This is a genomic window from Dietzia sp. NPDC055877, assembly GCF_053615975.1.
In genome coordinates this window covers 95,679-118,877 of record NZ_JBSHCV010000003.1, presented here as the reverse complement: position 1 = coordinate 118,877, position 23,199 = coordinate 95,679, and the positions used below count along the sequence as shown (strand labels likewise).

Annotated in this window: 20 protein-coding genes and 1 pseudogene; 17 read left to right on the top strand and 4 right to left on the bottom strand. The window is 70.9% G+C overall.

Translation table 11 applies throughout. The features are described from left to right. Positions 1-43 precede the first annotated feature (43 nt). The 9 genes and pseudogenes from arc to ACWGLC_RS04895 form a co-directional block, all read left to right on the top strand. Positions 44-1,714, top strand: a pseudogene (gene arc, locus ACWGLC_RS04935) (proteasome ATPase); the annotation flags it as partial. Between the two features lie 26 nt (positions 1,715-1,740). Next, a complete protein-coding gene (gene dop / locus ACWGLC_RS04930) occupies positions 1,741-3,246 on the top strand; it encodes a depupylase/deamidase Dop (RefSeq protein WP_452098841.1) in 1,506 nt (501 codons plus the stop codon). A 43-nt stretch (positions 3,247-3,289) separates the two neighbouring features. Further along, entirely contained in the window at positions 3,290-3,466 is a 177-nt protein-coding gene (locus tag ACWGLC_RS04925; RefSeq protein ID WP_452098840.1) for a ubiquitin-like protein Pup, read from the top strand. Between the two features lie 5 nt (positions 3,467-3,471). Beyond that, entirely contained in the window at positions 3,472-4,878 is a 1,407-nt protein-coding gene (gene pafA, locus ACWGLC_RS04920; protein ID WP_452098839.1) for a Pup--protein ligase, read from the top strand. An 11-nt stretch (positions 4,879-4,889) separates the two neighbouring features. Beyond that, on the top strand, positions 4,890-5,858 hold the full coding sequence (locus ACWGLC_RS04915; protein WP_452098838.1) for a helix-turn-helix transcriptional regulator: 969 nt from the start codon (positions 4,890-4,892) through the stop codon (positions 5,856-5,858). Further along, the gene (locus ACWGLC_RS04910; RefSeq protein WP_452098837.1) at positions 5,855-6,829 is read left to right on the top strand and encodes a helix-turn-helix transcriptional regulator; all 975 of its coding nucleotides are present in this window, start codon (positions 5,855-5,857) and stop codon (positions 6,827-6,829) included. The genes ACWGLC_RS04915 and ACWGLC_RS04910 overlap by 4 nt, the downstream gene beginning before the upstream one ends. Before the next feature lie 108 nt (positions 6,830-6,937). Continuing rightward, entirely contained in the window at positions 6,938-7,324 is a 387-nt protein-coding gene (gene tatA, locus ACWGLC_RS04905) for a Sec-independent protein translocase subunit TatA (RefSeq protein WP_452098836.1), read from the top strand. A 12-nt stretch (positions 7,325-7,336) separates the two neighbouring features. Beyond that, positions 7,337-8,413 (top strand): twin-arginine translocase subunit TatC, encoded by a 1,077-nt coding sequence (gene tatC, locus ACWGLC_RS04900; RefSeq protein WP_452098835.1) that lies wholly within the window; start codon positions 7,337-7,339, stop codon positions 8,411-8,413. Then, entirely contained in the window at positions 8,397-11,075 is a 2,679-nt protein-coding gene (locus tag ACWGLC_RS04895; RefSeq protein WP_452098834.1) for a DEAD/DEAH box helicase, read from the top strand. The genes tatC and ACWGLC_RS04895 overlap by 17 nt, the downstream gene beginning before the upstream one ends. Positions 11,076-11,202: 127 nt before the next feature. On the opposite strand, the gene ACWGLC_RS04890 is transcribed toward ACWGLC_RS04895, so the two are convergent. Further along, positions 11,203-12,132, bottom strand: coding sequence for a 5'-3' exonuclease (locus ACWGLC_RS04890; protein WP_452098833.1), 930 nt, complete (start codon positions 12,130-12,132; stop codon positions 11,203-11,205). Positions 12,133-12,222: 90 nt separating this feature from the next. Here ACWGLC_RS04890 and ACWGLC_RS04885 point away from each other — a divergent pair, with 90 nt between their 5' ends. Next, positions 12,223-13,329 (top strand): M24 family metallopeptidase, encoded by a 1,107-nt coding sequence (locus ACWGLC_RS04885; RefSeq protein ID WP_452098832.1) that lies wholly within the window; start codon positions 12,223-12,225, stop codon positions 13,327-13,329. 5 nt (positions 13,330-13,334) lie between these two features. Here the strand turns inward: ACWGLC_RS04885 and ACWGLC_RS04880 are convergent, their stop codons facing one another. Then, positions 13,335-13,742, bottom strand: a complete 408-nt coding sequence (locus ACWGLC_RS04880; RefSeq protein ID WP_452098831.1) for a PPOX class F420-dependent oxidoreductase — start codon at positions 13,740-13,742, stop codon at positions 13,335-13,337. A gap of 85 nt (positions 13,743-13,827) precedes the next feature. Here ACWGLC_RS04880 and ACWGLC_RS04875 point away from each other — a divergent pair, with 85 nt between their 5' ends. Both ACWGLC_RS04875 and ACWGLC_RS04870 read left to right on the top strand, forming a co-directional pair. After that, a complete protein-coding gene (locus ACWGLC_RS04875) occupies positions 13,828-14,601 on the top strand; it encodes an SDR family NAD(P)-dependent oxidoreductase (RefSeq protein WP_452098830.1) in 774 nt (257 codons plus the stop codon). Continuing rightward, positions 14,598-15,848: a cobalt-precorrin-6A reductase gene (locus ACWGLC_RS04870; protein ID WP_452098829.1), complete on the top strand. Its 1,251-nt coding sequence runs from the start codon at positions 14,598-14,600 to the stop codon at positions 15,846-15,848. Before ACWGLC_RS04875 ends, ACWGLC_RS04870 begins: the two co-directional genes overlap by 4 nt. Positions 15,849-15,855: 7 nt before the next feature. Here the strand turns inward: ACWGLC_RS04870 and ACWGLC_RS04865 are convergent, their stop codons facing one another. Next, positions 15,856-17,064: a precorrin-3B synthase gene (locus ACWGLC_RS04865; protein ID WP_452098828.1), complete on the bottom strand. Its 1,209-nt coding sequence runs from the start codon at positions 17,062-17,064 to the stop codon at positions 15,856-15,858. 74 nt (positions 17,065-17,138) lie between these two features. On the opposite strand from ACWGLC_RS04865, the gene ACWGLC_RS04860 reads away from it, so the two are divergent. The 3 genes from ACWGLC_RS04860 to ACWGLC_RS04850 are packed head-to-tail and all read left to right on the top strand — an operon-like array spanning position 17,139 to position 20,428. Further along, positions 17,139-18,053: an amidohydrolase gene (locus tag ACWGLC_RS04860; RefSeq protein WP_452098827.1), complete on the top strand. Its 915-nt coding sequence runs from the start codon at positions 17,139-17,141 to the stop codon at positions 18,051-18,053. After that, on the top strand, positions 18,050-19,648 hold the full coding sequence (gene lnt / locus ACWGLC_RS04855) for an apolipoprotein N-acyltransferase (RefSeq protein ID WP_452098826.1): 1,599 nt from the start codon (positions 18,050-18,052) through the stop codon (positions 19,646-19,648). The genes ACWGLC_RS04860 and lnt overlap by 4 nt, the downstream gene beginning before the upstream one ends. 15 nt (positions 19,649-19,663) lie before the next feature. Then, on the top strand, positions 19,664-20,428 hold the full coding sequence (locus tag ACWGLC_RS04850; RefSeq protein ID WP_452099057.1) for a polyprenol monophosphomannose synthase: 765 nt from the start codon (positions 19,664-19,666) through the stop codon (positions 20,426-20,428). 97 nt (positions 20,429-20,525) lie between these two features. Here ACWGLC_RS04850 and ACWGLC_RS04845 read toward each other — a convergent pair whose 3' ends face one another. Next, on the bottom strand, positions 20,526-20,870 hold the full coding sequence (locus ACWGLC_RS04845; protein ID WP_230928980.1) for an RNA polymerase-binding protein RbpA: 345 nt from the start codon (positions 20,868-20,870) through the stop codon (positions 20,526-20,528). A 99-nt stretch (positions 20,871-20,969) separates the two neighbouring features. Here ACWGLC_RS04845 and ACWGLC_RS04840 point away from each other — a divergent pair, with 99 nt between their 5' ends. Together ACWGLC_RS04840 and ACWGLC_RS04835 are read left to right on the top strand one after the other, a co-directional pair. Then, positions 20,970-21,386 carry a hypothetical protein gene (locus ACWGLC_RS04840; RefSeq protein WP_452098825.1) on the top strand — a complete coding sequence of 139 codons (417 nt, stop codon included), beginning with the start codon at positions 20,970-20,972 and terminating at the stop codon, positions 21,384-21,386. Then, the gene (locus ACWGLC_RS04835; protein WP_452098824.1) at positions 21,383-23,095 is read left to right on the top strand and encodes an alpha/beta hydrolase; all 1,713 of its coding nucleotides are present in this window, start codon (positions 21,383-21,385) and stop codon (positions 23,093-23,095) included. Before ACWGLC_RS04840 ends, ACWGLC_RS04835 begins: the two co-directional genes overlap by 4 nt. Positions 23,096-23,199 lie beyond the last annotated feature (104 nt).

The following is a 23,199-nucleotide window of genomic DNA, read 5'->3' as shown; positions in this document are numbered from 1 at the left end:
ACGACGAGGGGTCTCGTCGGCGAACCGGAGGGCAGGTGATCGCGTGACCGAGGGACGTTCCCCGGCCGGACAGGGTGATGATCGGGTCTCGGTCGACCGGGCGGAGCTGGTGCGGCTGCGCAAGGCGGCCGACGAGGGGGCCCGGTCGGATCGCGAGAAGACGGTCAAGATCGATGCCCTCGGCGCCCGCAACGTGCGTCTCGCGGAGCTGCTGAAGGACTCCCGGGACCAGCTCGAGGCCCTCAAGGGCGAGGTCGAGCGGCTCGGCAATCCGCCCAGCACCTACGGGGTCGTTCTCTCGAAGCCGGTGGACGGCGACACCGTCGAGGTCATGACCTCCGGCCGCCGTATGTTGCTGACGCTCGCGCCCGGCGTGGAACCGGCGACGCTCACGGTCGGCACGACGGTCCGCCTCAACGAGGCGCTGACCGTCCTGGAGGCCTCGTCCGACCTGCCCACCACCGGCGTCACGGCGATGTTCCGGGACGTCCTGGCGGACGGGCTGCGTGCCCGGGTCGTCATGGGGAACGACGAGGAGCACATCGTGCACCTGGCCGATCACCTCCGGGGCAGCCGGACCGCCGACCATCCGGCGCCGGTACGGCCCGGTGACGCGGTCCTGGTGGACCCGAAGGCGGCCGTGGCGTACGAGGTGGTGCCCAAGGCGGAGGTCGACGAACTCCTGCTCGAGGAGGTCCCGACCGTCGACTACTCGGACATCGGCGGGCTCGGCCAGCAGATCGAGCAGATCCGCGACGCGATCGAGCTCCCGTTCATCCACCATGACCTGTACCGCGAGTTCCATCTCGCGCCGCCGAAGGGCGTGCTGCTCTACGGCCCGCCCGGCTGCGGCAAGACACTCATCGCCAAGGCTGTGGCGAATTCGCTGGCCCGGGCCGCGGCGGTGTCGCGGGGCGACGACGTGGACGACGGCCGATACCCGAACTCGTACTTCCTGTCGATCAAGGGCCCCGAGCTGCTCAACAAGTACGTGGGCGAGACGGAGCGGCACATCCGCTCGATCTTCGAACGGGCCCGCGAGAAGGCCACCGAGGGCAATCCGGTGATCGTCTTCTTCGACGAGATGGACTCGATCTTCCGGACCCGTGGATCGGGCGTCTCCTCGGACATGGAGACCACGATCGTCCCGCAGCTGCTCGCGGAGATCGACGGCGTGGAGGACCTGCGCAACGTCATCGTGATCGGCGCCTCCAACCGGGAGGACATGATCGATCCGGCCATCCTGCGCCCGGGCCGGCTGGACCTGAAGATCAGGATCGACCGCCCGGACCGGGAGGCGGCGGTCGACATCCTCGGCAAGTACGTCACCACCGATCTGCGCTTCGACCCCGACGACATGGCGGGGGCCGCCGCCGACCAACACGTGGCGGCTCTGATCCAGCGCGTCACCGAGCGCCTCTACACCCGTGATGCCTCGACCACGTACGCACACCTGGTGTTCGCCTCCGGCCGCCGCTCCTCGATGTACCTGGCAGATCTGACGTCGGGGGCCATGCTGCGCAATATCGTGGACCGCGCCAAGAAGCTCGCGATCAAGGACATCGTGCACGGCACCGGTAAGGGCCTGACCACGGACGACTTCCTGGACGCCGTGGAGGCCGAGTTCGCGGAGAACACCGACCTGCCCAACACCTCCAACCCACAGGAGTGGGCGCGCCTGACCGGCGTGCGTGGCGAGCGGGTCGTGGAGGTCACCGTGCCGAACAGGGAAGAGAGCGCATGAACGCGAGTGCCCGCCCGCCCCGCCCCGTGCGCGGCCGGATCATCGGAACCGAGATCGAGTTCGGGATCGTCGCCGTGGGCCAGCCGCTGCTGAGCTCGGTCGTCACCTCGACCCAGGTGGTCAAGGCCTACACCGATCCGGGTGAGGGCGCGGGCGGCGCCGACGAGGCGCGGTGGGACTACGAGTCCGAGTCGCCGCTTCGGGACGCCCGCGGGTTCGACCTCGGCATCGCCCGGGCGTACGACCCCAGCGAGTTCGGTGTGACCAACCGGGTGCTCACCAACGGCGCGCGCTTCTACGTCGATCACGCCCACCCCGAGTACTCGGCCCCGGAGGTCGACTCGCCGCGGGACGCCGTGATCTGGGACAAGGCGGGCGAGGTCATCATGCACCGGGCCGGCGTGGAGTCCTCGACCACGGAGGACAACGCGGAGCTCAAGCTCTACAAGAACAACGTGGACGGCAAGGGGGCCTCGTACGGCGCCCACGAGAACTACCTCGTGCGTCGCGACGTGGACTTCGACGCGCTGACCCTCAGTCTGGCCACCCACCTGCTGTCGCGGCAGGTGTACACCGGCGCGGGCAGGGTGGGCATCGGTCAGGAAGGGCAGACCGCCGGGTTCCAGATCTCCCAGCGGGCCGACTACATCGAGGTTCTGACCGGGCTCGAGACCACGCTGCGCCGCGGGATCATCAACACGCGCGACGAACCGCACGCCACCGACGAGACGTGGCGACGCCTGCACGTCATCATCGGTGACGCCAATATGGCGGAGCTGTCCACCTACCTCAAGATCGGCACCACCTGCCTGGTGCTGGACGCGATCGAGACCGGCGTCGACTTCGCGGATCTGCTCCCCACGGACCCGGTCGAGGCCGTGCACACGATCAGCCACGACCCGGGCCTCACGGCGACGGTGCCGCTCGCCGACGGCCGTGAGATCACCGCACTGGCGATGCAGCGGGAGATCCTGGCGCGGGTCACCGAGATGGTGGGCGACGGCTCCGGCCGACCAGCGTGGGCTCTCGAGGTGCTCGCCGAGTGGCGGGAGATCCTCGACGCCCTCGAGGAGAACCCGATGTCGTGCGCGGACCGGCTCGACTGGCCGGCCAAGCTCCGGCTGCTGGAGGGCTTCCGAACCCGTGACGGCCTGGGCTGGGACCACGCCAGGCTCGCCCTGATCGACTTCCAGTACCACGACATCGACCCCGGGCGTGGCCTCTACAACCGACTGGTCGCCAAGGGCGCGATCCGCCGGCTCACCGGTGATGCCGAGATCGACGCCGCCATCACGACACCCCCGGAGACGACGCGGGCCTGGGCCCGCGGACGTTTCCTGGCCGAACTCGGGGATCGCGTCCACGCCGCCGGATGGGACCACGTCGTCGTCGACACCCGCGGCCGGGAACGGCACGTCGACCTCTCCGACCCCTACACCGGCAGCCGGGAGTTCTGCGAGGCCAACCCCGGCTTCCTGGGGCCCGACGGCCCCACCACCTGATCACCGCCGACAGCAGAGCACCAGCGAACAAGGAGCAACCACCATGGCCCAGATCCAGAAGAACGCCGGCGGCCCCGGCGACGGTGACGACGAGGCCGGCCAGGTCGCCAAGGCCACCGACACCAGCGCCGCCGACTCGCTGCTCGACGAGATCGACGACATCCTCGAGACCAACGCCGAGGAGTTCGTGAAGTCCTACGTCCAGAAGGGCGGGCAGTAGACCCCATGTTGCGTCGCATCGTCGGGATCGAGACCGAGTTCGGGATCACCAGCGTTGGGGGAGAGGGTGCCCGGTCGCTCGGCGCCGACGAGATCGCGCGCTACCTGTTCCGCCCCGTCGTGGAGCGCTGGCGTAGCTCGAACGTCTTCCTCGAGAACGGCTCGCGCCTCTACCTGGACGTCGGCTCGCACCCCGAGTACGCCACGGCCGAATGCGACGGCCTGCGCCAGCTCGTGGCCCACGACCGGGCGGGGGAGCGGATCGTCGACGACCTCGGACTGTGCGCCGAACAGTCGCTGGCCGCCGAGGGGATCGACGCGAAGGTCTACCTGTTCAAGAACAACACCGACACGGTGGGCAACTCCTACGGGTGCCACGAGAACTACCTGCTCGACCGCGCCACCCAGGTGCGCAGCATCGGCACCACACTGCTGCCGTTCCTGGTGAGCCGGCAGCTCTACTGTGGCGCCGGCAAGATCCTGCCGGGCACGCCCCCCGGGGTGGGGCTCGACCAGACCCCGGGACCGACGTTCTGCTTCTCGCAGCGGGCCGAGCACATGTGGGACGGGGTCTCCTCGGCCACCACCCGTTCCCGGCCGCTGATCAACACCCGCGACGAGCCCCACGCGGACTCCACCCGGTTCCGGCGCATGCACGTGATCGTGGGCGACTCCAACATGATCGAGACCACCACGCTGCTGAAGATCGCCACCACGCGGCTGGTGTTGGAGATGCTCGAGGCCGGGGTCGAGCTGCGTCCCATGGCCGTGGCGCACCCCGTGCGTGCGATCCGCGAGATCAGCCGCGACCTGACCGGCACCCGCCCCGTGGCCATGACCGACGGCACCACGATGAGCGCCCTGGAGATCCAGCGGGAGTTCCTGGCCGCGGTCCACCGGTACCTGGACGCGGGCGGCTGGGAGCGCGACGACCGCGACGTGGTGACCGAGTGCGTCGCCCTGTGGGAGCGCGTACTCGACGCCGTCGAATCGGGTGACCACGATTCGATCGCCGCCGACATCGACTGGGCGGCCAAGCTCCGGCTGATCCGGCAGGTCCAGGACAGGACCGGCGTCGACCTTGACCACCCCAGGCTCGCGCAGATCGACCTGACCTACCACGACATCCGGCCCGGCCGAGGTCTGCACTCCATCCTGGAGCGGCGCGGTCTGGTCTCCCGGGTGGTGGACGACGCCGAGGTCGAGCACGCACGGGCGGTCGCCCCCGAGACGACCCGGGCGGCACTACGTGGTCGATTCATCACCGCCGCGCGCGAGGCCGGGCGGGACCACACCGTGGACTGGGTGCATCTCAAGGTCACCGACGGCACCCTCCCGACCGTCGCGCTGACGGACCCGTTCGCCGACGAGGACCCGCGTGTCGACGACCTGATCTCCGCGCTCGGACGATAGCGTTCCTGCCCGTGTCCACCTCGAAGTCACAGCGACTGGTCAACCTGGTGATCTGTCTGCGCTCGACCAACGCCTACCTGTCGGCCGACGAGATCCGCCGGATGGTGCAGGGCTACGACGACTGCGAGAACGAGGCCGCCTACCTGCGCATGTTCGAGCGGGACAAGCGCGAACTCCGCGACGCCGGCGTGCCGCTCGAGCAGGGGGCGTCGCTGGCCCACGGTTCGCCGGCCGGGTACCGGATCCCGGCTCGTGACTACGAGCTCCCCGAGATCACCCTGACGGCCGAGCAGACCGGAGTCCTCGCGGTGGCCGCCGAGGTCTGGCGCGAAGGGGAGCGGTCCGCCCGCGCGGACGGGGCGTTGGCCAAGCTCACCGCCGCGGGCATCGATCCGGTGCGGGACGTCGGTACGACCGTCTCCGTCGAGGACCCCGCCGAACTGGCCACCGCGGCGGTCGTCGCCGAGGCTGCAGCGGAGGGCGCCGTGGTGATGTTCTCCCACACTCCCGCGGGGGCCACCGAGTCCAGCGACCGTCGCGTGGAGCCCTGGTGGACCGGTTCACGGCACGGGCACTGGTATCTCGTGGGCCATGACCAGGACCGCGGCGAGCCCCGTACGTTCCGGTTGATCCGCATGTCGGACGTTCGTCTCGGCCGCGGCAGGCGCACCGCCCCGGTGCCGCCCACCGAGCGCGTTCTCGAACTGCTCGACGATGCGGTCTCGAGGCTCAACCCCGTCGTACAGGCCACGGTGTGGGCGGCCAAGGCTCGGGCAGCGGAACTCCGCGCCATGGCCCGCTCGGAGACGTCGGCCCATCGCTTCGATCGCAGTGGTACCGATCTCGAGCTGTCCGCACCATTGGGTGAACTGTCCTCGCTCGTCGCGGCCCAGGGTGCCGACGCGGTGGCCCTGCGGCCGGCCGAGCTCCGCGTCCGCGTGGTGTCGATCCTGACCGCCGCCGAGGAGGCGATCCGATGAGCACTCGTTCGGTCCCGCTCGCGACCCTGCTCAGCGTGGTCCCGTACTTCCACAGCCGCGGCGCCGTCCCCGTCTCCGAGGCCGCGCGCGACCTGGGGATGACCGACAAGGCGCTGCGGTACGCCCTGTGGCAGCTGTGGTCCTGCGGCCTACCCGGTTACGGCCCCGGCGACCTCATCGACCTCGCCTTCTCCGCGGAGGATCTGGACGACGCCGAGATGGTGGAGGTGACGTTCACCGCCGGCATCGACCGGCCCGTGCGGCTGACCGCCGCCGAGGCCGTGACCCTGGAGACCGGGCTGGCCGTGTTCCTGGACCGCCCCGAGGTCGTCGAACAGGCCGCGCTGCGCGATCTGCTGGCCACGTTGCGGACGGCGGCCGGCGCCGAGAGCGCCCCCGCGCCCCACGGATCCGACACAGGGGATTCCGACGCCGACGTGGTCCGCACCGCCGTCCACTCGGGTCGCGCACTGCGGTTCGTCTACCACTCCGCGAGCTCGGACAGCTCGACCATCCGCGTGGTGGACCCGGCCAGGCTGTCGGTCGCGGACGGCCACTCCTACGTCCACGGGATGGACCGTGGCTCGGGCGCGTGGCGCACGTTCCGGACCGACCGGATGAGCCGTGTGGAGGAGGTGGGACCGCGCCGCGCTTTGGGACCCGAGCCCCAGGACGACGGCGAGGGTGAGCGCCGCCTGGAGCGGGCGATCGTCCCCGCGGCCGGTGCCTGGTTCCTCGACGAGTTCGGTTTCCATTCCGTGGCCCGCCGCCCGGACGGCGATCTGGACGTCGAGATCGCGTATTTCGACCGGGCCTGGCTCGTGCGGTTCCTGCTGGGCCACGCCGACGTGGTGACACCGGCCGATCCCGTGCTCGCGAGGGAGATCGCGGAGCGTGCCACCGCGGGTCTGGCCGTCTACACCGGAAGTGTGTCGGAACCGACGGAAGAAGAGCCCGCGCCAGGGATGTGAATTTTCCGTGAACGTGCAGGTCACCGCCGGTAAACGCCGATACCGCGGTGTCGGCGGTCGCGCGGGGTGCGCTAGCATGGAAACGTTGTCAGACAAACGGAGGTTGACATGGGTGCGTTGAGCATCTGGCACTGGCTCATCGTTCTCGCGGTGGTGCTCCTGCTGTTCGGTTCGAAGAAGCTCCCGGACGCCGCGCGCGGTCTCGGGCGGTCGATGCGCATCTTCAAGTCCGAGATGAAGGAGATGCAGAACGACGGCTCCCCGGCGGAGAACGACGAGCCCCAGGCCCTCACCCAGGGCCAGCCGAACGCGGCCCAGTACGTGCAGCCGCAGAGCCAGCAGCCGGCACCGGCACCGGCACCGGCCCCGCAGTATCAGCAGCCCGTCTCCCAGCCGCAGCCCCACCCTCAGCAGCACCGGACTCCCGCCGCGCCGCATCAGCCGCAGCAGCACTCGGACCCCACCGCTCCGTACCAGGGCGGGCAGGGGCAGTAGGTCTCCTCATCGATGACTGATACCGGGTCCCCGACGACCGGCGCCTCCCCACAGGGGGGCGCCGGTCGCCTGCTGTCCAAGCGCCGTCGTCGTCGGCGTAACCCGGACGGCACGATGCCGCTCATCGAGCACATCTACGAACTGCGCACCAGGCTGCTCATCGCCATGGCGGCGATCGTGGTGTTCATGGGTTTCGGCTTCTGGTGGTACGGCAGTGGCATCGGCGTGATCCCGTCACTCGGTGGGATCCTCACCGGCCCGTACTGTGACATCCCGCCGGGCGCCCGGCTTCAGCTCGGGGACGGCGACCAGTGCCGCCTCCTGGCCACGGGCCCGTTCGAGCAGTTCATGCTCCGACTCAAGGTGTCGGCCACCGCGGGCATCGTGATCTCCAGTCCGGTCTGGCTCTACCAGTTGTGGGCGTTCATCACGCCCGGGCTGCACAAGAACGAGAAGCGCTACGGCATCGTCTTCACGACCCTCGCCGCCGTGCTGTTCATCAGTGGCGCGGTGCTGGCGTACATCGTGATCGTCCACGCCCTCGAGTTCCTGCTGTCGATCGGCGACAACGTCCAGACCACAGCACTGTCGGGAACGCAGTACTTCACCTTCCTCATCCAGCTCATCCTCATCTTCGGCGTGAGTTTCGAGATCCCCCTGCTGCTCGCGATGCTCAACGTGGCCGGGGTGCTCAGCTACGAGATGCTCGCCAAGTCCCGTCGCGGGATCATCATGGGCATCTTCGTGTTCGCCGCGGTCGCCTCGCCCGGGCAGGACCCGTTCTCGATGCTCGCGCTCGCCGTGGCCGTGTGCATCCTGGTCGAGTTCTCCATCCAGTTCGCCCGCCTGCGCGACAAGCGCAAGAAGAAGGCCCGCGCGGAGTGGCTCGAGGTGGACGACGAATCGGCGTCCCCGATCGAGGCGTCCGGGGGCATCGACTCCTCGGGTGGGATCGGCGCCTCGGGGCCGCTGGGTCGTCCGGCTCCGGTACCCACCTCCGCTCCCGCCGGTGGCGCCCCCGCGCCGCACAACTCCAGCCCGCTCCAGGCGCCCACCGGCGGCGGGTCACCGTATGACGACATCACCTGACATCACCGGCCCCGACGAGGGAGACCATTCCGGAGAGCTGCTCGACTCGTTCCTCTCCGGCGAGGGATTCACCCCGGACCCGTTCCAACTCGAGTCGTTCACCGCCCTGGACGCCGGGCGCAACCTCCTCGTGTCGGCTCCCACAGGCTCCGGCAAGACGCTGGTGGGCGAGTACGCGGCCTATCGTGCTCTCGCCGGCGGGGGCCGGTGCTTCTACACGACGCCGATCAAGGCCCTCAGCAACCAGAAGTTCCGTCAGTTCCGCGAGCGGTTCGGCCCGGAGAACGTCGGCCTGCTCACCGGCGATCACTCCATCGATGCGGACGCGCCCATCGTGGTGATGACCACCGAGGTCCTGCGGAACATGATCTACAGCGGATCATCGGCGCTGCACGATCTCGACTGCGTGGTGATGGACGAGATCCACTACCTGGGGGATCGGTCACGAGGCGTGGTGTGGGAGGAGATCATCCTCACCCTCGATCCCGCGGTGCGGCTGGTCGGCCTGTCGGCCACGCTGAGCAACACCGACGAGCTGGGCGACTGGATCACCGAGATCCGCGGTGACACCGCCGTGGTGCTCTCCGATCACCGGCCCGTGCCCCTGGCCCACATGCTCTACACCGACGGAGACCTGGTCCCCGTCCGGGCGGCTGCCGAACAGCGCCGGCGAACCCACGCCGGTTACCACGACGAGCGGGTGGCCCCCCGTCAGGGCGCGCAGTGGGCCCGCCGTCGGGATGTCATCGACAAGCTCGACGACGAGCGTCTGCTGCCCGCCATCTACTTCGTCTTCTCCCGCGCCGGGTGTGACGGTGCGGTCGCGCAGATGCGCCGCGCCCGGCTGCGGCTGACGACCGGGGAGGAGTCCCGGCGCATCGCCTCTCATGTGGACGCCGCGTGCGCCCCGGTCCCGCAGCACGACCTGGACGCCCTCGACTACCCGGCGTTCCGGGCCGGGCTGGTCAGCGGGATCGCGGCGCACCACGCGGGGATGCTCCCGCTGTTCCGCACGGTCGTGGAGGAGTTGTTCTCGGCGGGGCTCATCAAGGTCGTGTTCGCCACGGAGACCCTGGCGTTGGGAATCCACATGCCGGCGCGCGCCGTGGTGCTCGAGAAGACCACCAAGTTCAACGGCGACACCCACGCGATGCTCACCTCGTCGGAGTACTCACAGATCACCGGCCGCGCCGGCCGGCGCGGTATCGACACCAAGGGCACCGCGGTCGTCCTGAGTCAGCCCGATCTCGACCTCGACGCGTTGGCGGCCCTCGTGGACACTCCGCGCTTCCCGTTGCACAGCGCTTTCGCACCCGACTACTCGATGGCGGTCAACCTCGTCGAGCAACGTGGAGTCGACGAGGCCACCTCGCTGATCGGCCGGTCCTTCGCGCAGTTCCAGACGGACCGGACACTCGTCTCACGCTCCCGCGCGATCGAGCGCCGCGCCGACGAGCGTGACCGGATGCGCGCCACCCTCGTCGAGGCGGGAGGCGACGAGGAGCTCGATGAGTACATGGCGGCCCGTTCGAATCTGAGTCGGCTCGAGCGCAAGGTCGAGAAATCCTCACGCGACGACCGGCTCTCCGCCGTCCGTGAGGCGATGCTCAGGCAGACCGCGGGCTCGGTCATCACGGTCGGCCGCAAGCGATGCGGGATCGTCGCCACGGTCCTGCAGGTGCGCACCGACATCCCGTCCGACCCGGCCTTGCTGTGCCTCACCGACACCGGCTGGACAGGGTGGCTGCACCAGCACGACTTCTCCGTACCGCCCGTTCCCGTCGGCCGGGTGGACCTGCCCAGAGGCCGACGCAAGCTCGACGGGCGCGCCAAGAGAGCGCTCGTCCAACGCATGGAGCACCTGCGGGGCAAGGCCAAGGGACGCATGAAGAACTCCGGCGGGAAGCCGATGCGCAAGGATCCCCGCATCGCCGCCGCGCGCCGTGAGCTGCGCCAGCATCCGCTCCACGACGATCCCGGCATCGACAAGCTCGCCCGCCTACACGAACGCTGGGCGAAAGCCGATGCCGATGTCGCCGCCCTCACCGCCGAGGTCGATGCGGATTCCGACTCGCTGGCCCGCCGGTTCCGCCGCATCGTCGAGCTGCTACAACAGCTCGGGTACCTGGCGGAATACGAGGGCGCGCTGCGCGCCACCGATGCCGGCAGACTCCTGGCAGGAGTGCATACCGAACAGGACCTCTTCGTGGCCGAGTGCCTCCGACGCGGCGTCTGGCGCGGACTCGACCCGGCAGGGCTGGCCGCCGTGATCGCCACCGTGGTCGCGCACCCGCGCAGCGAATCGGCCGTTCGCGAACCGTCGGACGAGACCCTGCGCACCGCCCTGGCGGACACCGAACGGGTGGCCTCGGACGTCGCCGGGGTCGAACGCGCGCACCGGCTGCCCGCGACCCCCGACCTGGATGCCGGTCTCGCGCCGGTGCTCCACCACTGGGTATCCGGCGGCGCCCTGTCCTCGATCCTGGCCGCTTCGTGGCAGGAAGGCGTGGAGCTGACCGCCGGCGACTTCGTCCGATCCGCCCGCCTGGTGGTGGACGTACTCGCGCAGGTGGGCCAGGTCGCGGAACCCGACCTCGCCCGGACCGCACGATCCGCGGTCGGCTCGCTGCGGCGGGGCGTCGTCCTCGACCACATGGCCTGACCCGCCCACTCCCGCGCCCACTCCCGCATCGACAAGAGTGTTCGGCACACAAAACGCGAGAGACAGGTGCGTCGAGCGCTCTTCTCGATGTTGGCCGAAGCGGGGGAATATCAGGAGAGGGACGGGTTCAGGCCTCGTCCAGCGTCGCCGTCGTCTCGACCAGCCGGCCGATCGCCCGGGCCTGTCCGGTCGCCCGACCGAGCTCGTCGAGTCGCCCATCGTCGACCGGACCGCGTCGGCCGTCGGTGTCGCCGTCGAACTCCAGCTCGAACGCCCGCCCGCCCAGACGGACCACCCCGCGGGCCGCGTCCAGATAGTCGGTGCCCGCCAGGACGGAGCTGCGCTGGCGTGCGGTCAGCCCCGATCCCGGGTCCGTCGCCGCGGCCACGATCCCGTCGAGATCGCCGTACTCGCGCAGCAGAGTCGCCGCGGTCTTGGCACCGACGCCCGCCACACCGGGCAGCCCGTCCGAGGCGTCACCCACCAACACCGCGTAGTCGGCGTACACGCCGGCATCGGCGGCCTCGGGCAGATCGAAGCGCTCGGCCACCACCCCCGGCGTGTACGCCAGCCGCTTCTTCATCCCGGCGCCCACGTACACCACCGTGGTGGACGCCGATGCGAGCTGGAACAGATCACGGTCGCCGGTGACGACCAGTACCTCTCGATCGCGGGCGGAGAGCTCGGCGAGCACGTCATCGGCCTCCGCGTCCTCGGCCCACGCCTGGGTGATGCCCGCCGCGGACAGGACCGCACGGATCGAATTCACCTGTGGCGCCAACGAGGCGGGGGCGTCCTCCTCGCCGTCGTCGCCGACCCGATGCGCCTTGTACGACGGCAACAACTCCACACGCCAATCCGGCCGCCACTGACGGTCCAGCGCGGCCACGAGCCCGCTCGGCGAGTACTCCTCGACCAGAACCGCCACCATGTCGCAGAACCCACGCACCGCATTCGCCGGGGCGCCGTCGGGGCCGGTGATCTTCTCCGGGACCGAGTGGAACGCCCGGAACCACAGCCCGGCGCTGTCGAGAACCATCAACGGACCCTGGGACATCGCGCCTCCTGGAGATCTGGTCTGGACCACCCCGCAAGGCTAGCCGCCGACGGAGGCGGGCGAAGCGCGGCTCGGCCTACTCTGGGGGACATGAATGCCGACTCCCCGGATCTCCACCCGAACCGCCTCGACGCCGTCCGCGCCCGCGCGCGGGAGATCGGGATCGACCACGTGGTGGTCTATTCCGGGGAGGACATGGCCTACCTGACAGGTCTACGGATGGACTCCCACGAGCGGCTCACCGCGCTGGTGGTCCCCGCGGCCGGTGACGCGCCGCTGCTGATCCTGCCGTCACTCGAGCTCACCGATCCGGTCCGCCGTGCCGCCGAGCAGGTCGGCGCGACCGTGCACCCGTGGGCGGACGGGACGGACGCGGTGGCGCTGGTCGCGGGGAAGGTGTCCGGACGGGTGTCGGTGTCGACCGCCATGCCGGCGTTGCACCTGGTGCCGCTACAGCAGGGCGTCGACGGCGAGGTGGTGCTGGCCTCGGACGTGATCGATCACGTCCGGGCCGTCAAGAACGCGCACGAGGTGGGTGAGCTCGCCGAGGCCGCCCGCCGCATCGATGCCGTGCACGAGCGAATGGGCGAGTTCCTGCAGGTGGGACGGACCGAGTCGGAGGTCGGTGAACTCATCACGGCCGCCATCGAGGCGGTGGGGCTCACGCACGCCGAGTTCGTGATCGTCGGCTCCGGCCCGCACGGTGCGGACCCGCACCACGGGGTCTCCGACCGCGTGGTGCAGGCGGGTGACGTCGTCGTGGTCGACATCGGCGGGCCGCTGCCCAGCGGCTACCACTCCGACTGCACCCGCACCTATTCGATGGGCCAGCCGTCCGAGCAGGTCACCCGCGAGTACGCCGCGTTGCAGGAGGCGCAGCGACTGGCACGCGAGGCCGTGCGGCCCGGGGTGGCCATCGGCGAGGTCGACGCGGCGGCACGTGAGTACCTGGCGGCGGCCGGGCTGGGGGAGCGGTTCATCCACCGCACCGGTCACGGGATCGGGCTCGGGCTGCACGAGCCGCCGTTCGTGGCGCCCGGGGCGGACACCGTGCTGGCCGAGGGGATGACCTTCTCCGTCGAGCCGGGCATCTACCTGGACGGGCACTGGGGTGCGCGGCTGGAGGACATCGTCGCGGTGACCGCGGACGGCCGTCGCGATCTCAACAACGGCGAGCGGGGACTCCGGGTCTTGTAAAGGAACTAGGCGTCGGAGAACATCCGGGCGGATCCGAGAACGCGGTCGACCTCGATCGCGACCACCACGCGCTCGGGGTTCGGGCGCGGCTCCCGGTACCGGAGTGCGTAGCGGCGCTCACCTTCGTGAACGGCGTCCGCATCGGTCAGCAGCCGGACCGGGCCCTCGAAGGTCAGCCAGCGGCTGCCGTCGACGTGGGACACCGCCGCCCGGCCGCCCCGCTCGGCATTGCGCGCCTTCTGTGACCCGCGCCTGGTGATCACCCGGGCGAGCCCGCCCTCGGTATCGATCGTGAAGCCCACGGCCACCACGTGCGGGGACCCGTCGCCACGGAGGGTGGTCAGGGTGCCCAGATGGTAGGTCGACAGGAACTGGTGAGCCTCGTCGGACAGCTCGGTCAGGGTGCGGGCCATGCGCTCGAGACTGCCACAGCGGTCAGGAATCGCCGAGGTGGCCCGTGGGGCCCGCCGGCGCGGGCCTGCGTGAAACACTGAGCACATGCCCACACCCGCATCGTCGTCCTCCCGGCCCGGTGGCGAGGTCGTCGTCATCTTCGGCGGCCGCAGTGAGATCGGATTGGCCGTGGCGCGCCGCCTCGCGCCCGGTCGTACCGTCGTGCTGGCGTCCAGGCCGGGCGGCGACGTCTCGACGCTTGCCGCTCCGCTCGAGGCGGCGGGCGCTGCCGCGGTCGAGACCATCGACTTCGACGCCGACGACATCAGCTCCCATACCGCGGTGGTCGACCGGATCGAGTCCCGGGTCGGCCCCGTCGACATAGCGGTCCTCGCATTCGGCATCCTCGGTGATCAGGAGGTCGCCGAGCGGGACGCCGAGGCCGCCGCGCAGATCCTCCACACCGACTTCGTGGCCCAGGCCGCACTGTTGACGACGCTGGCCGAGCGGATGAAATCCCGCCGGCAGGGCGTTCTCGTGGCGTTCTCGTCGGTCGCCGGGCAGCGCGTCCGGCGCGCCAACTACGTGTACGGGTCGGCCAAAGCGGGACTGGACGGTTTCGCCTCCGGGATGGCCGACGCTCTGCACGGCACCGGCGTCACCCTGGTGATCCCGCGGCCGGGCTTCGTGATCGGTCGCATGACCACGGGCATGGATCCCGCACCGTTCTCCTCGACCCCGGACGAGGTGGCGGACGCCGTGGTCGCCCGCGTTCTCGCGCGCCGCGCGGGTGTCGTGTGGATACCGTGGCAGCTGCGGGTGATGTTCGCCGTCGCCCGTCTCGTACCCCAGCCGATCTGGCGACGGATGCCCCGGTGAGCCGCCCGGGAGGGCCCGCGTCCGGCGAGCCCGCGCAGGTGCACCTCGTCGGGGTGGGACCCGGCCCTGTCGACCTGCTCACGGTACGGGCCTCACGCCTGATCGCGATGAGCGGGACCTGCCTCCACGCCCACGGCCTCGTGCCCCGGGAGGCCATGTCCCTGATGCCGCCCACCGCGAGGGTCGTGGACGGTTCCGGGCTCTCGGACACCCGGGCGCTCGACGAGATCCGAACCGCTCTCGAGCGCGGTGACCGCGTCGCGTGCCTGTTCGCCGGGGATCCCGGTCAGCATGACGAGGCCTCGCAGCTGAGGGATGCACTGGACGCCGCCGGGGTCTCCTGGGAGGTCGTGCCCGGGATCCCGCATCCCGGTTTCCCCACACCCCTCGAGGCATCGCGCGCAGACGCGGCCGGCGACCACACGAGGGCCGCCCGACCGGCCGGTGGAGCTGCCGCGTCGGGGCTGCCCGTCGGCGGACCCGGCCTCATCCTCGTACTGGGCGGCACCGGTGAGGCCCGCGATCTCGCGGAACTGCTCGTCACCGCGGGACTCGAGGTGGTGACCGCCCTGGCCGGGAAGGTGGCCCGCCCCCGGCTTCCCCGGGGAGAGGTACGGATCGGCGAGTTCGGCGGCGCCGAGGGACTCGCGCACTGGCTGCGGGAGAACTCCGTGAGCGCGGTGATCGACGCGACCGACCCGTTCGCGGAGCAGATCTCGGTCGACACACTCCACGCCGCCGCGGCGACCGGGGTCCCGCTGCTGCGATTGGAGCGGCCTGAATGGTCGGAGACCGGGGGCGACGAGTGGATCCACGTCGCGGACGTGCAGGGCGCGGTCGCGGTGGTGCGGGAGCGGTTCCGGCGCCCCATGCTCACTGTCGGCAAGCTCGGGGCATCGGCGTTCGCCGACGACGCCCGCGGTTCGTACCTCATCAGGTGCTCCGAACCACCGCCCGGCCCGCTACCGGACCGCTACCTGCTCGTCCTGGACCGCGGGCCGTTCGGCGTCGAGTCCGAGCGCACGCTCATGTCGCGGCACCGGATCGACGTGCTGGTCACCCGAAACAGCGGCGGCCGCGCGTCCGCGGCCAAGCTGGAGGCGGCTCGGGCCCTGCGCATCCCGGTGGTGATGGTCGACCGGCCGCGCAGCCCCACCACGACCGCCGACGCCCCGCCCGCCCCCGAGACCGTTCACCGGATCGAGGATGCGGCCCGCTGGCTCGTCGACCGCTTCGGCTCGCGCTGACCCGCGCCTACCGCCCCACGTGGTAGCCGCTCGGCGACGCCGTGACGCGCTCACCCGCCCCGGTGTCACCGCAGGCCCGTTCGCAACCCACCCAGTGCTGTCTGCCGACCACGGGTAGCGTGCCGGCGCGCACCGATTCGGCGGCGTCGGCGCGCACGTCGGAATGTGAGCGGGAACACCCGGGCAGGCCGGTGCAGGCGCTCACCTCCACCCACGGCGACGCCGCGTCGAAGACCATGCCCATCGGGGCGAGGACCCGGACGACCTGCTCGGCCATGCCCTCGGTCAGACCGTGCAGGCCGATCACGCGCTCCGCCGAGATCGTGCTGGGCCGCTCGATCGCGCCGAGGAACTCGGCCAGGCGGGCGGGGACCACGCCGAATGGCACCACGGCCAGGAGGGTGACCAGGCCGTCGTCGGTGTCGATCCAGCCGACCGGCGGCACCTCCACCGCCGCAATGTGGGCGCCGCCCCCGGCGGGGTCGCCGACCTCATCGAGGGGACCTCCCGAGTTGGACTTGCCGCTGGTGCCCGCCTGGCCGGTGGTTAGTGGGTGCTCGGACAGTGCGCCGACGACGAGGTCGTTCAGCTCCCCGACCGGCGGGACGCGCCACTGCCGTTCCGCGCTCCGGTCGAAAGCGGCGGCGGCGTCCGCGAGGACGGTCGCCGCGTCCGCCATCGCGGTGCCGATCCCGGTGTCACGGCCACGGACGTGCAGGCGGAGGAACCCGTCGGGGTGCCCGGCGACGGCCGCCAGGTCGGGCCGGTGGGCCAGGACGTCCCCCGAGCCGTCGTCGAACCCGAACAGGAAGCGCCCGCTGAGCGCCGTCACGTCCTGCCTCGACAGGAGCTCCGCGTCGAGCCGCTCCGGCAGATCGCCGAGGCGATGATGTCCGGCGAGTCGGCCGGCCATCGGGGAGGCCAGGATGTTGCGTACCCGGTCGTGGGCGGCGCTCGGCAGGAGCCCCGCCTGCGCGACACGCTCGTGCAGGAGCGCCTCGTCCCGCACGCCCCGGATCTGCACGTTGCCCCGCGAGGTGAGGTGAAGATCGCTGCCGTGGTCTGCCGCGATCCGGGCGAGCGCGGCCCAGTCCGTGGGCTCCAGTCGGCCGCCGGGGAACCGGAGGCGGGCCAGTCCGCCATCCGCGGCGGCGTGCACCCGCCGGACTCCCGGACAGCGGTCGGCGGAGCCGGTGGGGGAGTCGGGGGCCGTCATGACTGCCGAGCCTAGTTCAGCCCTACGGGTGGCCGGGTTCCGCGCAGCGGGCGAGGCTCGGGGATACTCGGATCATGCCTGCAACTCTCGCCACCGGAGGCCGCGTCCTCACCCCCGCCTCGCGAGACGCCACCGCGCTGGCGTGGGAGGAGGGGCAGGTCGTCTGGGCCGGAGCCGATGCGCCCGGTCCCGCGCTGTTCCCCGGGGCCCACCACCTCGATCTGGCGGGGGACTGGGTCGCTCCGCCGTTCGTCGAGTGTGTCGTTGGCGGGGTCGATACGGATACCACCATTGACGCGGCCAGCGCGGCAGCCTCGGGCGTCGTACTGACGGGGCTGGCCGCAGCCCACGGACCGGACGCCGTCGCGGACCGGGCGCGCGAGGGGGAGCGGGTCGTCCTCGAACCCGGGACCGACCCCACTCGGCTCGCCGGGGAGCTGACGCGGCTCGCCGACGAGCTGGGCGGTCCGGCCGTGGCGCGGTGCACGCCGATCCTGATCGGCGCGGCCGAGATCGGTGACGACGACCTGGCGGCGCTCTCGGCCGTCGGCACGGTCCTGCTGCTGCGCCCGCTCGTCGATGACCTCACCGGTCTCGACCTGGTCCGGATCGCGGCCTCGGGCGTGGCGCTGGCCGCCTCCGTCCGCGCCGGCAGCGAAGCACGCCCTTGGGACGCTCTGCGTGCCCTGACCAGCGTCCCCGGTGGGCGGGGGCTGTCGCCCCGGGCCGCGTTCACCGCCACCACCCGCGGCGCCCGCCGCGCGGCCGGCGCCCGGGACGGGCTGTCCGGGACGCTCGCGCCGGGGGCCCCGGCCTCCTTCGCCCGATGGCAGACCGGTGATCTCGCCGTGGTCGCGGCCGACGACGCCGTCCAGCGCTGGTCCACCGATCCGCGCTCCGGGGTGCCCCCGATGCCCGATCTCACCGGCCCGGACCCCGTTTTGCGGGCCCTCGTCGTGGACGGCGAGCCCGCCGGCCGGGCGGAGTGATCCCGCTTCTGCTCCGGCTGGTCGGAGCCGCCGCTTCCGGTGCGCTGCTGGCCGCCTCGTTCCCTCCGGTCGGCCTCTGGTGGACGGCACTGCCGGCGATCGCCGTTCTCGTCGTCGTCCTCTCTCCTGTCCGGGGCACCGCGCCCCGGGCGCGCACCGGAGCACTCGTCGGGTTTCTCGCCGGCCTGGTGTTCTTCCTGCTCCTCGTGCCGTGGGTCGGCCTGTACGTGGGCGCCTACGCCGCCTGGGGCCTGTCCGTGGTCGAGGCCCTGTACCTGGCGGCGTTCGGCGCCGGCGCGGCGGTCATCCTGCGCGCAGGGCTGACCCCCGGCGGCCACGACGGCCGGCGCGCAGCTGCTGCTCTGCTCGGCGTCGCGGGATGGTGGTCGCTGTGGGAGTGGATCCGCTCGTCGTGGCCGTGGGGTGGTTTCCCGTGGGGGAGGCTGGCGTTCGGCCAGGCCGACGGCCCCCTGTTGCCGCTCGCCTCGCTCGGGGGGACACCGCTGATGGGCTTCGTCGTGGCGGCCCTCGGCACGGCACTCGGGTTCGCCGTCGTCCTGCTTCTCCGACGCGACCGGCCGGTGCGGACCGCCACCGGGCTCCTCGCGGTCCCGCTGGTCACGGCCGGGCTGGTCGCCGCCACCGCGATCGACCCCGGTGACGAACACCCCACACAGACACTCGACGTGGCGGTCATCCAGGGCAACGTTCCGCGCCTCGGGCTGGACTTCAACGCCCAGCGACGCGCCGTCCTCAACAATCACCTGCGCGTGACCGGCGAACTCGCCGACCGCGTCGACGCCGGTGAGGTACCGAGGCCGGATGTGGTCATGTGGCCGGAGAACGCCTCCGACATCTCGCCGCTGGCCGATCAACGAGCCGCCGACCAGATCTCGGCACTGTCCCGCCGCCTCGGGGCGCCGATTCTCGTCGGCACCGTGCTGCCGACCGGCGAGGGGCGGGAGGCGACGAACTCCTACCTGGTGTGGGACGGACAGTCAGCCGACCGCGGCGAGGACCCGGTCGCGGACCGCCACGACAAGAAGTACATCCAGCCGTTCGGCGAATGGCTACCGCTGCGCGCGCCTCTCGAGGCGCTGTTCCCGATCGCCCGCACCGCCGGGCATTTCGTGCCCGGCGACGGCGACGGCGTGGTGACCGCCGCCGGGGTGGACATGGGGGTGGCCATCTGCTTCGAGGTGGCGTTCGATTACGCCGCGCGCGAACCGGTCGCCCACGGCGCGCAGTTGCTCACCATCCCCACGAACAACGCCACGTTCGGCCGGTCACCGATGACATACCAGCAGTTGGCGATGTCGCGGGTGCGTGCGGTCGAGCATCACGTCCCTGTACTCATCGCCGCGACCAGTGGGGTCAGCGCCGTGATCGGACCGGACGGCGCCGTTCAGCAGGAGACGGAGATCTTCGAACCCGCGGCGTTGGTGGCGCAGGTGGAGATCGGTTCGGCCGGTACAGTGGCAACCCGATCGGGCAGCATCCCGCAGGTGGCGTGTTGCCTCATCGGGCTCGTCGGACTGGCCTGGGCGGTCATCCACTCCCGACGCCGGCCCGTACACGACCACAAGGAGAGCTAAGTGACCGATCCGTCGATGCCGGGCAGCACCGCGCCAGCGGAGCGCACTCTGGTGATCATCCCGACCTACGACGAGCGGGACACCCTGCCGGTCGTGGTCGAGCGGCTGCTCGCCGCGGCGCCCGACGTCTCGGTCCTCATCGCCGACGACAACAGCCCCGACGGCACCGGCGAGGTCGCCGACCGGCTGGCCGCCGAGGACCCGCACGGCCGCATCACCGTTCTGCACCGCAAGGGCAAAGAGGGGCTCGGGGCCGCGTACATCGCGGGTTTCCGTTGGGGACTGGCCCGCGACTACACGGTCCTGGTCGAAATGGACGCCGATGGCAGCCACCCGCCGGAGCGGCTCCCCGCCATGCTCGAGGCGGTCGACGCCGGCGCCGACCTGGCCATCGGATCGCGGTACGTGCCCGGTGGCAGGGTCGTGAACTGGCCGTGGCAGCGGCACGTCATCTCGCGCGGAGGCAATGTCTACTCCCGCATCATGCTCGGGGTGGGCATCAAGGACATCACGGCCGGTTACCGGGCCTACCGCGCCGGCGCCCTCGCCGAGCTCGACATGGATTCGATCGAGTCCAAGGGGTACTGCTTCCAGATCGACATGACCTGGCGTCTGCTGGGCAACGGCCGCAAGGTCGTCGAGGTGCCCATCACCTTCACCGAGCGCACCGTCGGGCACTCCAAGATGAGTGAGTCGATCTTCCGCGAGGCCGCGGTCAACGTCGCCCGCTGGGGCTGGCAGAAACGGCGGCGGCAGCTCAGGGAACTCCTCGGCCGCTGACGGCCTGACGCCCGGGCCCGCCCCGCGAGCCCGAAAAGAGAACTCCCCGTCCCTGGGCTTCAGGGACGGGGAGTTCCGGCTCGGCGCGACGGGAGCGTCAGCGCGACCCGGCGCGACGACGCTTCTTGAGCAGGTCCATGCGCTCCTTGAGCAGGTCCTCGAGATCCTCGAGGGACCTGCGCTCGAGCAGCATGTCCCAGTGGGTGCGTGGCGGCTTGCCCTTCTTCACCTCGACGGCCGGGCCGTCGATGAGCTGGCCCTCCTGGCCGTTCTTGCACATCCAGGCGCCGGGGATCTCCGCGTCATCAGCGAACGGGACCTCGTACACCTCCCCGTTGGGGGTCTGGTACTTGGCCATCCGGCGGGGGGCGAGGTCGTGGTCCCGGTCCGTCTCGTAGCTCACCGCACCGAGGCGGCTGCCCCTGAGCACTCGATCTGCCATGCGAACTCCTTCTGCCGTGTCGCGTCTTCGGTCGATATCCGCGGATCGACACAGACGCTGCGTGGTACCTGCTCCTGTCAACGCCAAGAGAACCCCGAAATGTTCCCACGCCCCCGTGTCCCGTGCTACCCCGGGGGCCTCGTGGGTAGCCTGACATGCGTGGAAACCGACGTCAGGGCAGAGCAGGCCCCGCCCAGGCGGGGAGAGGCCTCGTGCGCGTGGTGCGGTCGCCCGGTGGACGAGGGCAGCACCGGGCGCCGCCGTCGGTACTGCCGGCGATCGTGCCGACAGCGAGCATATGAGCAGCGTCGGTCCCTGCTGATGCAGGATCTCCCGGAGGGCACGGTCGTGCTCACCGAGACGGAGTCAGCCGACCTGATGGACCGGATGTTCCAGTTGCGCTGCGCCTGTGAGGACCTGGACACCGCGATCGCCGAGGGTGAGGACCCGGCCGAGGTGGCCCGGATGTCCGCCGATCTGGTGGCCGCCGCGAGAAGGGCCGAACGGCTGCGGTGAACACGATCGTCACAGTTCTCCGGGGGTGGTGGGTCCGGTGGCACCCCTCGGTCACCGGGCTCGTGATGGCGGCCCTGGCCGCGTGGGTCTCGCTCATGCCGTCGCTGTTGCCCCGCGCATGGCACTACCAGGGGATCGTCACCGGGGTCTCCATGGCCGTGGGCTACGGCGTCGGCGTGGCCCTGCGGACCCTCTGGCAGCGACTGGCAGCTCCCCGCATCAGGGTCCACCCCGATCTCGACGCACTCGGCGATCGCCTATTGGCGTTTGCCCGCCTGTCAGCGCCGTATGTGCTGGTCGTGTACCTCATCACGGCCACCGCGACCGCGATTCGCTGGCAGGATCAGGTCTCGGACCTGGTGGAGTCACCCCGGCCCCCGTGGGCCGACTACATGCGCATCCCCTGGATCGCCCTCGCGGTGTTCGTGGGGCTGCTCGTACTCGCCCGCGGCATCCGGGCCGCATACCGGGCGTTTGTCCGCACGATCCGCCGTCGGTTCAACCTGGGGGAGTACACCGCCCGACTCACCGGTTTCGTCGTGATCGCGGCACTGCTCTTCGGCGTGGTGGACGGAGTGGTGCCCCGGCTGTTCTTCGAGGCGGCCAACCGGGTCTCCGGGGTCCAGAACGACGAACGCGTACCGGGCGCGACGCGTCCGACGACGCCCGAGCGATCCGGAGGACCGGGCTCGGTCGTGGATTTCGACGATCTCGGCATGCAGGGCCGGCGTTTCATCAGTGGTGGGCTCGACCAGGCGGCGTTGACCGACCTGCTGGGCGAGGACGCTCTCGAGCCGATCCGCCTGTACGCGGGCCTGCAGTCGGCCGCGACCGACGACGAGCGCTCCGCCCTGGTGGTGGAGGAACTCAACCGCACGCGGGCGTGGGAGCGCGATTCCGTGGTGATCGTCCCGACCACCGGAACCGGCTGGATCAATCCCCACGCGGCCCAGGCGATCGAACTGCTCAGCGGGGGCGATGTGGCCATCGTCGGAACCCAGTACTCGTACCTACCGAGCTGGATCTCGTTCCTTGCCGACAGGGAGAAGGCCGAGGCCGCGGGCCAGTCGCTCATCGAGGCCGTGGTGAACTGGCGGGAGTCGCTGCCGCTGGATGCACACCGTCCGAATCTGTACGTCTACGGCGAGAGTCTGGGCACCCAGGCGGGAGAGGCCGCGTTCTCCGGGATCCGGGACATCCGGAACACGGTCGACGGCGTGCTGTGGATGGGGCCGCCCAACTCCAACCGCATCTGGAAATCTCTCGTCGAACGACGGGACCCGGGGTCGCCCGTCACCGAACCGGTCTACGCGGACGGGCTTCTGGTCCGGTTCTCGGAGGATCCGGCCGAGTTCCGGAGCGATGACACCCCGTGGATACCGCCGCACGTGCTGTACGTCCAGCACGCGACCGACCCGGTCGTGTGGTGGACCCCGAACATGCTGTTCGAGCGCCCGGCATGGCTGGCCGAACCCCCGGGGAAGGGCCGCCACCCCGGGATGTTCTACATGCCCGTCCTCACCTTCTTCCAGGTGACCGCAGACCTGGGCAATGCGATCGGAGGATCGCAGGGATACGGGCATCTCTACGATCACCAGATCCTCGACGGGTGGGCGGCGGCCACCGGCCGAGAAGGTTGGGACGACGACGAGTTCCGTCGCTTCGCCCGCCTTCACGACCTGGCGATGGAGACCCAGGCGCGCGGATGAGGTCCGACGCGCCGTGCGGTGGCAGGACTGCGGTCGCGCGGCTGTTCCACTTCTCGCCCGGCCGGGTCTAGCGTATCGGGGGTACCGACCCGACGAGGAGAACC

Excerpts from the sequence above, each read along its gene's own strand:
- dop (WP_452098841.1), top strand. The coding sequence starts at position 1,741 with ATGAACGCGAGTGCCCGCCCGCCCCGCCCCGTGCGCGGCCGGATCATC.
- ACWGLC_RS04925 (WP_452098840.1), top strand. The coding sequence starts at position 3,290 with ATGGCCCAGATCCAGAAGAACGCCGGCGGCCCCGGCGACGGTGACGAC.
- pafA (WP_452098839.1), top strand. The coding sequence starts at position 3,472 with ATGTTGCGTCGCATCGTCGGGATCGAGACCGAGTTCGGGATCACCAGC.
- ACWGLC_RS04910 (WP_452098837.1), top strand. The coding sequence starts at position 5,855 with ATGAGCACTCGTTCGGTCCCGCTCGCGACCCTGCTCAGCGTGGTCCCG.
- tatA (WP_452098836.1), top strand. The coding sequence starts at position 6,938 with ATGGGTGCGTTGAGCATCTGGCACTGGCTCATCGTTCTCGCGGTGGTG.
- tatC (WP_452098835.1), top strand. The coding sequence starts at position 7,337 with ATGACTGATACCGGGTCCCCGACGACCGGCGCCTCCCCACAGGGGGGC.
- ACWGLC_RS04895 (WP_452098834.1), top strand. The coding sequence starts at position 8,397 with ATGACGACATCACCTGACATCACCGGCCCCGACGAGGGAGACCATTCC.
- ACWGLC_RS04890 (WP_452098833.1), bottom strand. The coding sequence starts at position 12,132 with ATGTCCCAGGGTCCGTTGATGGTTCTCGACAGCGCCGGGCTGTGGTTC.
- ACWGLC_RS04885 (WP_452098832.1), top strand. The coding sequence starts at position 12,223 with ATGAATGCCGACTCCCCGGATCTCCACCCGAACCGCCTCGACGCCGTC.
- ACWGLC_RS04880 (WP_452098831.1), bottom strand. The coding sequence starts at position 13,742 with ATGGCCCGCACCCTGACCGAGCTGTCCGACGAGGCTCACCAGTTCCTG.
- ACWGLC_RS04875 (WP_452098830.1), top strand. The coding sequence starts at position 13,828 with ATGCCCACACCCGCATCGTCGTCCTCCCGGCCCGGTGGCGAGGTCGTC.
- ACWGLC_RS04865 (WP_452098828.1), bottom strand. The coding sequence starts at position 17,064 with ATGACGGCCCCCGACTCCCCCACCGGCTCCGCCGACCGCTGTCCGGGA.
- ACWGLC_RS04860 (WP_452098827.1), top strand. The coding sequence starts at position 17,139 with ATGCCTGCAACTCTCGCCACCGGAGGCCGCGTCCTCACCCCCGCCTCG.
- ACWGLC_RS04850 (WP_452099057.1), top strand. The coding sequence starts at position 19,664 with ATGCCGGGCAGCACCGCGCCAGCGGAGCGCACTCTGGTGATCATCCCG.
- ACWGLC_RS04845 (WP_230928980.1), bottom strand. The coding sequence starts at position 20,870 with ATGGCAGATCGAGTGCTCAGGGGCAGCCGCCTCGGTGCGGTGAGCTAC.
- ACWGLC_RS04840 (WP_452098825.1), top strand. The coding sequence starts at position 20,970 with ATGTTCCCACGCCCCCGTGTCCCGTGCTACCCCGGGGGCCTCGTGGGT.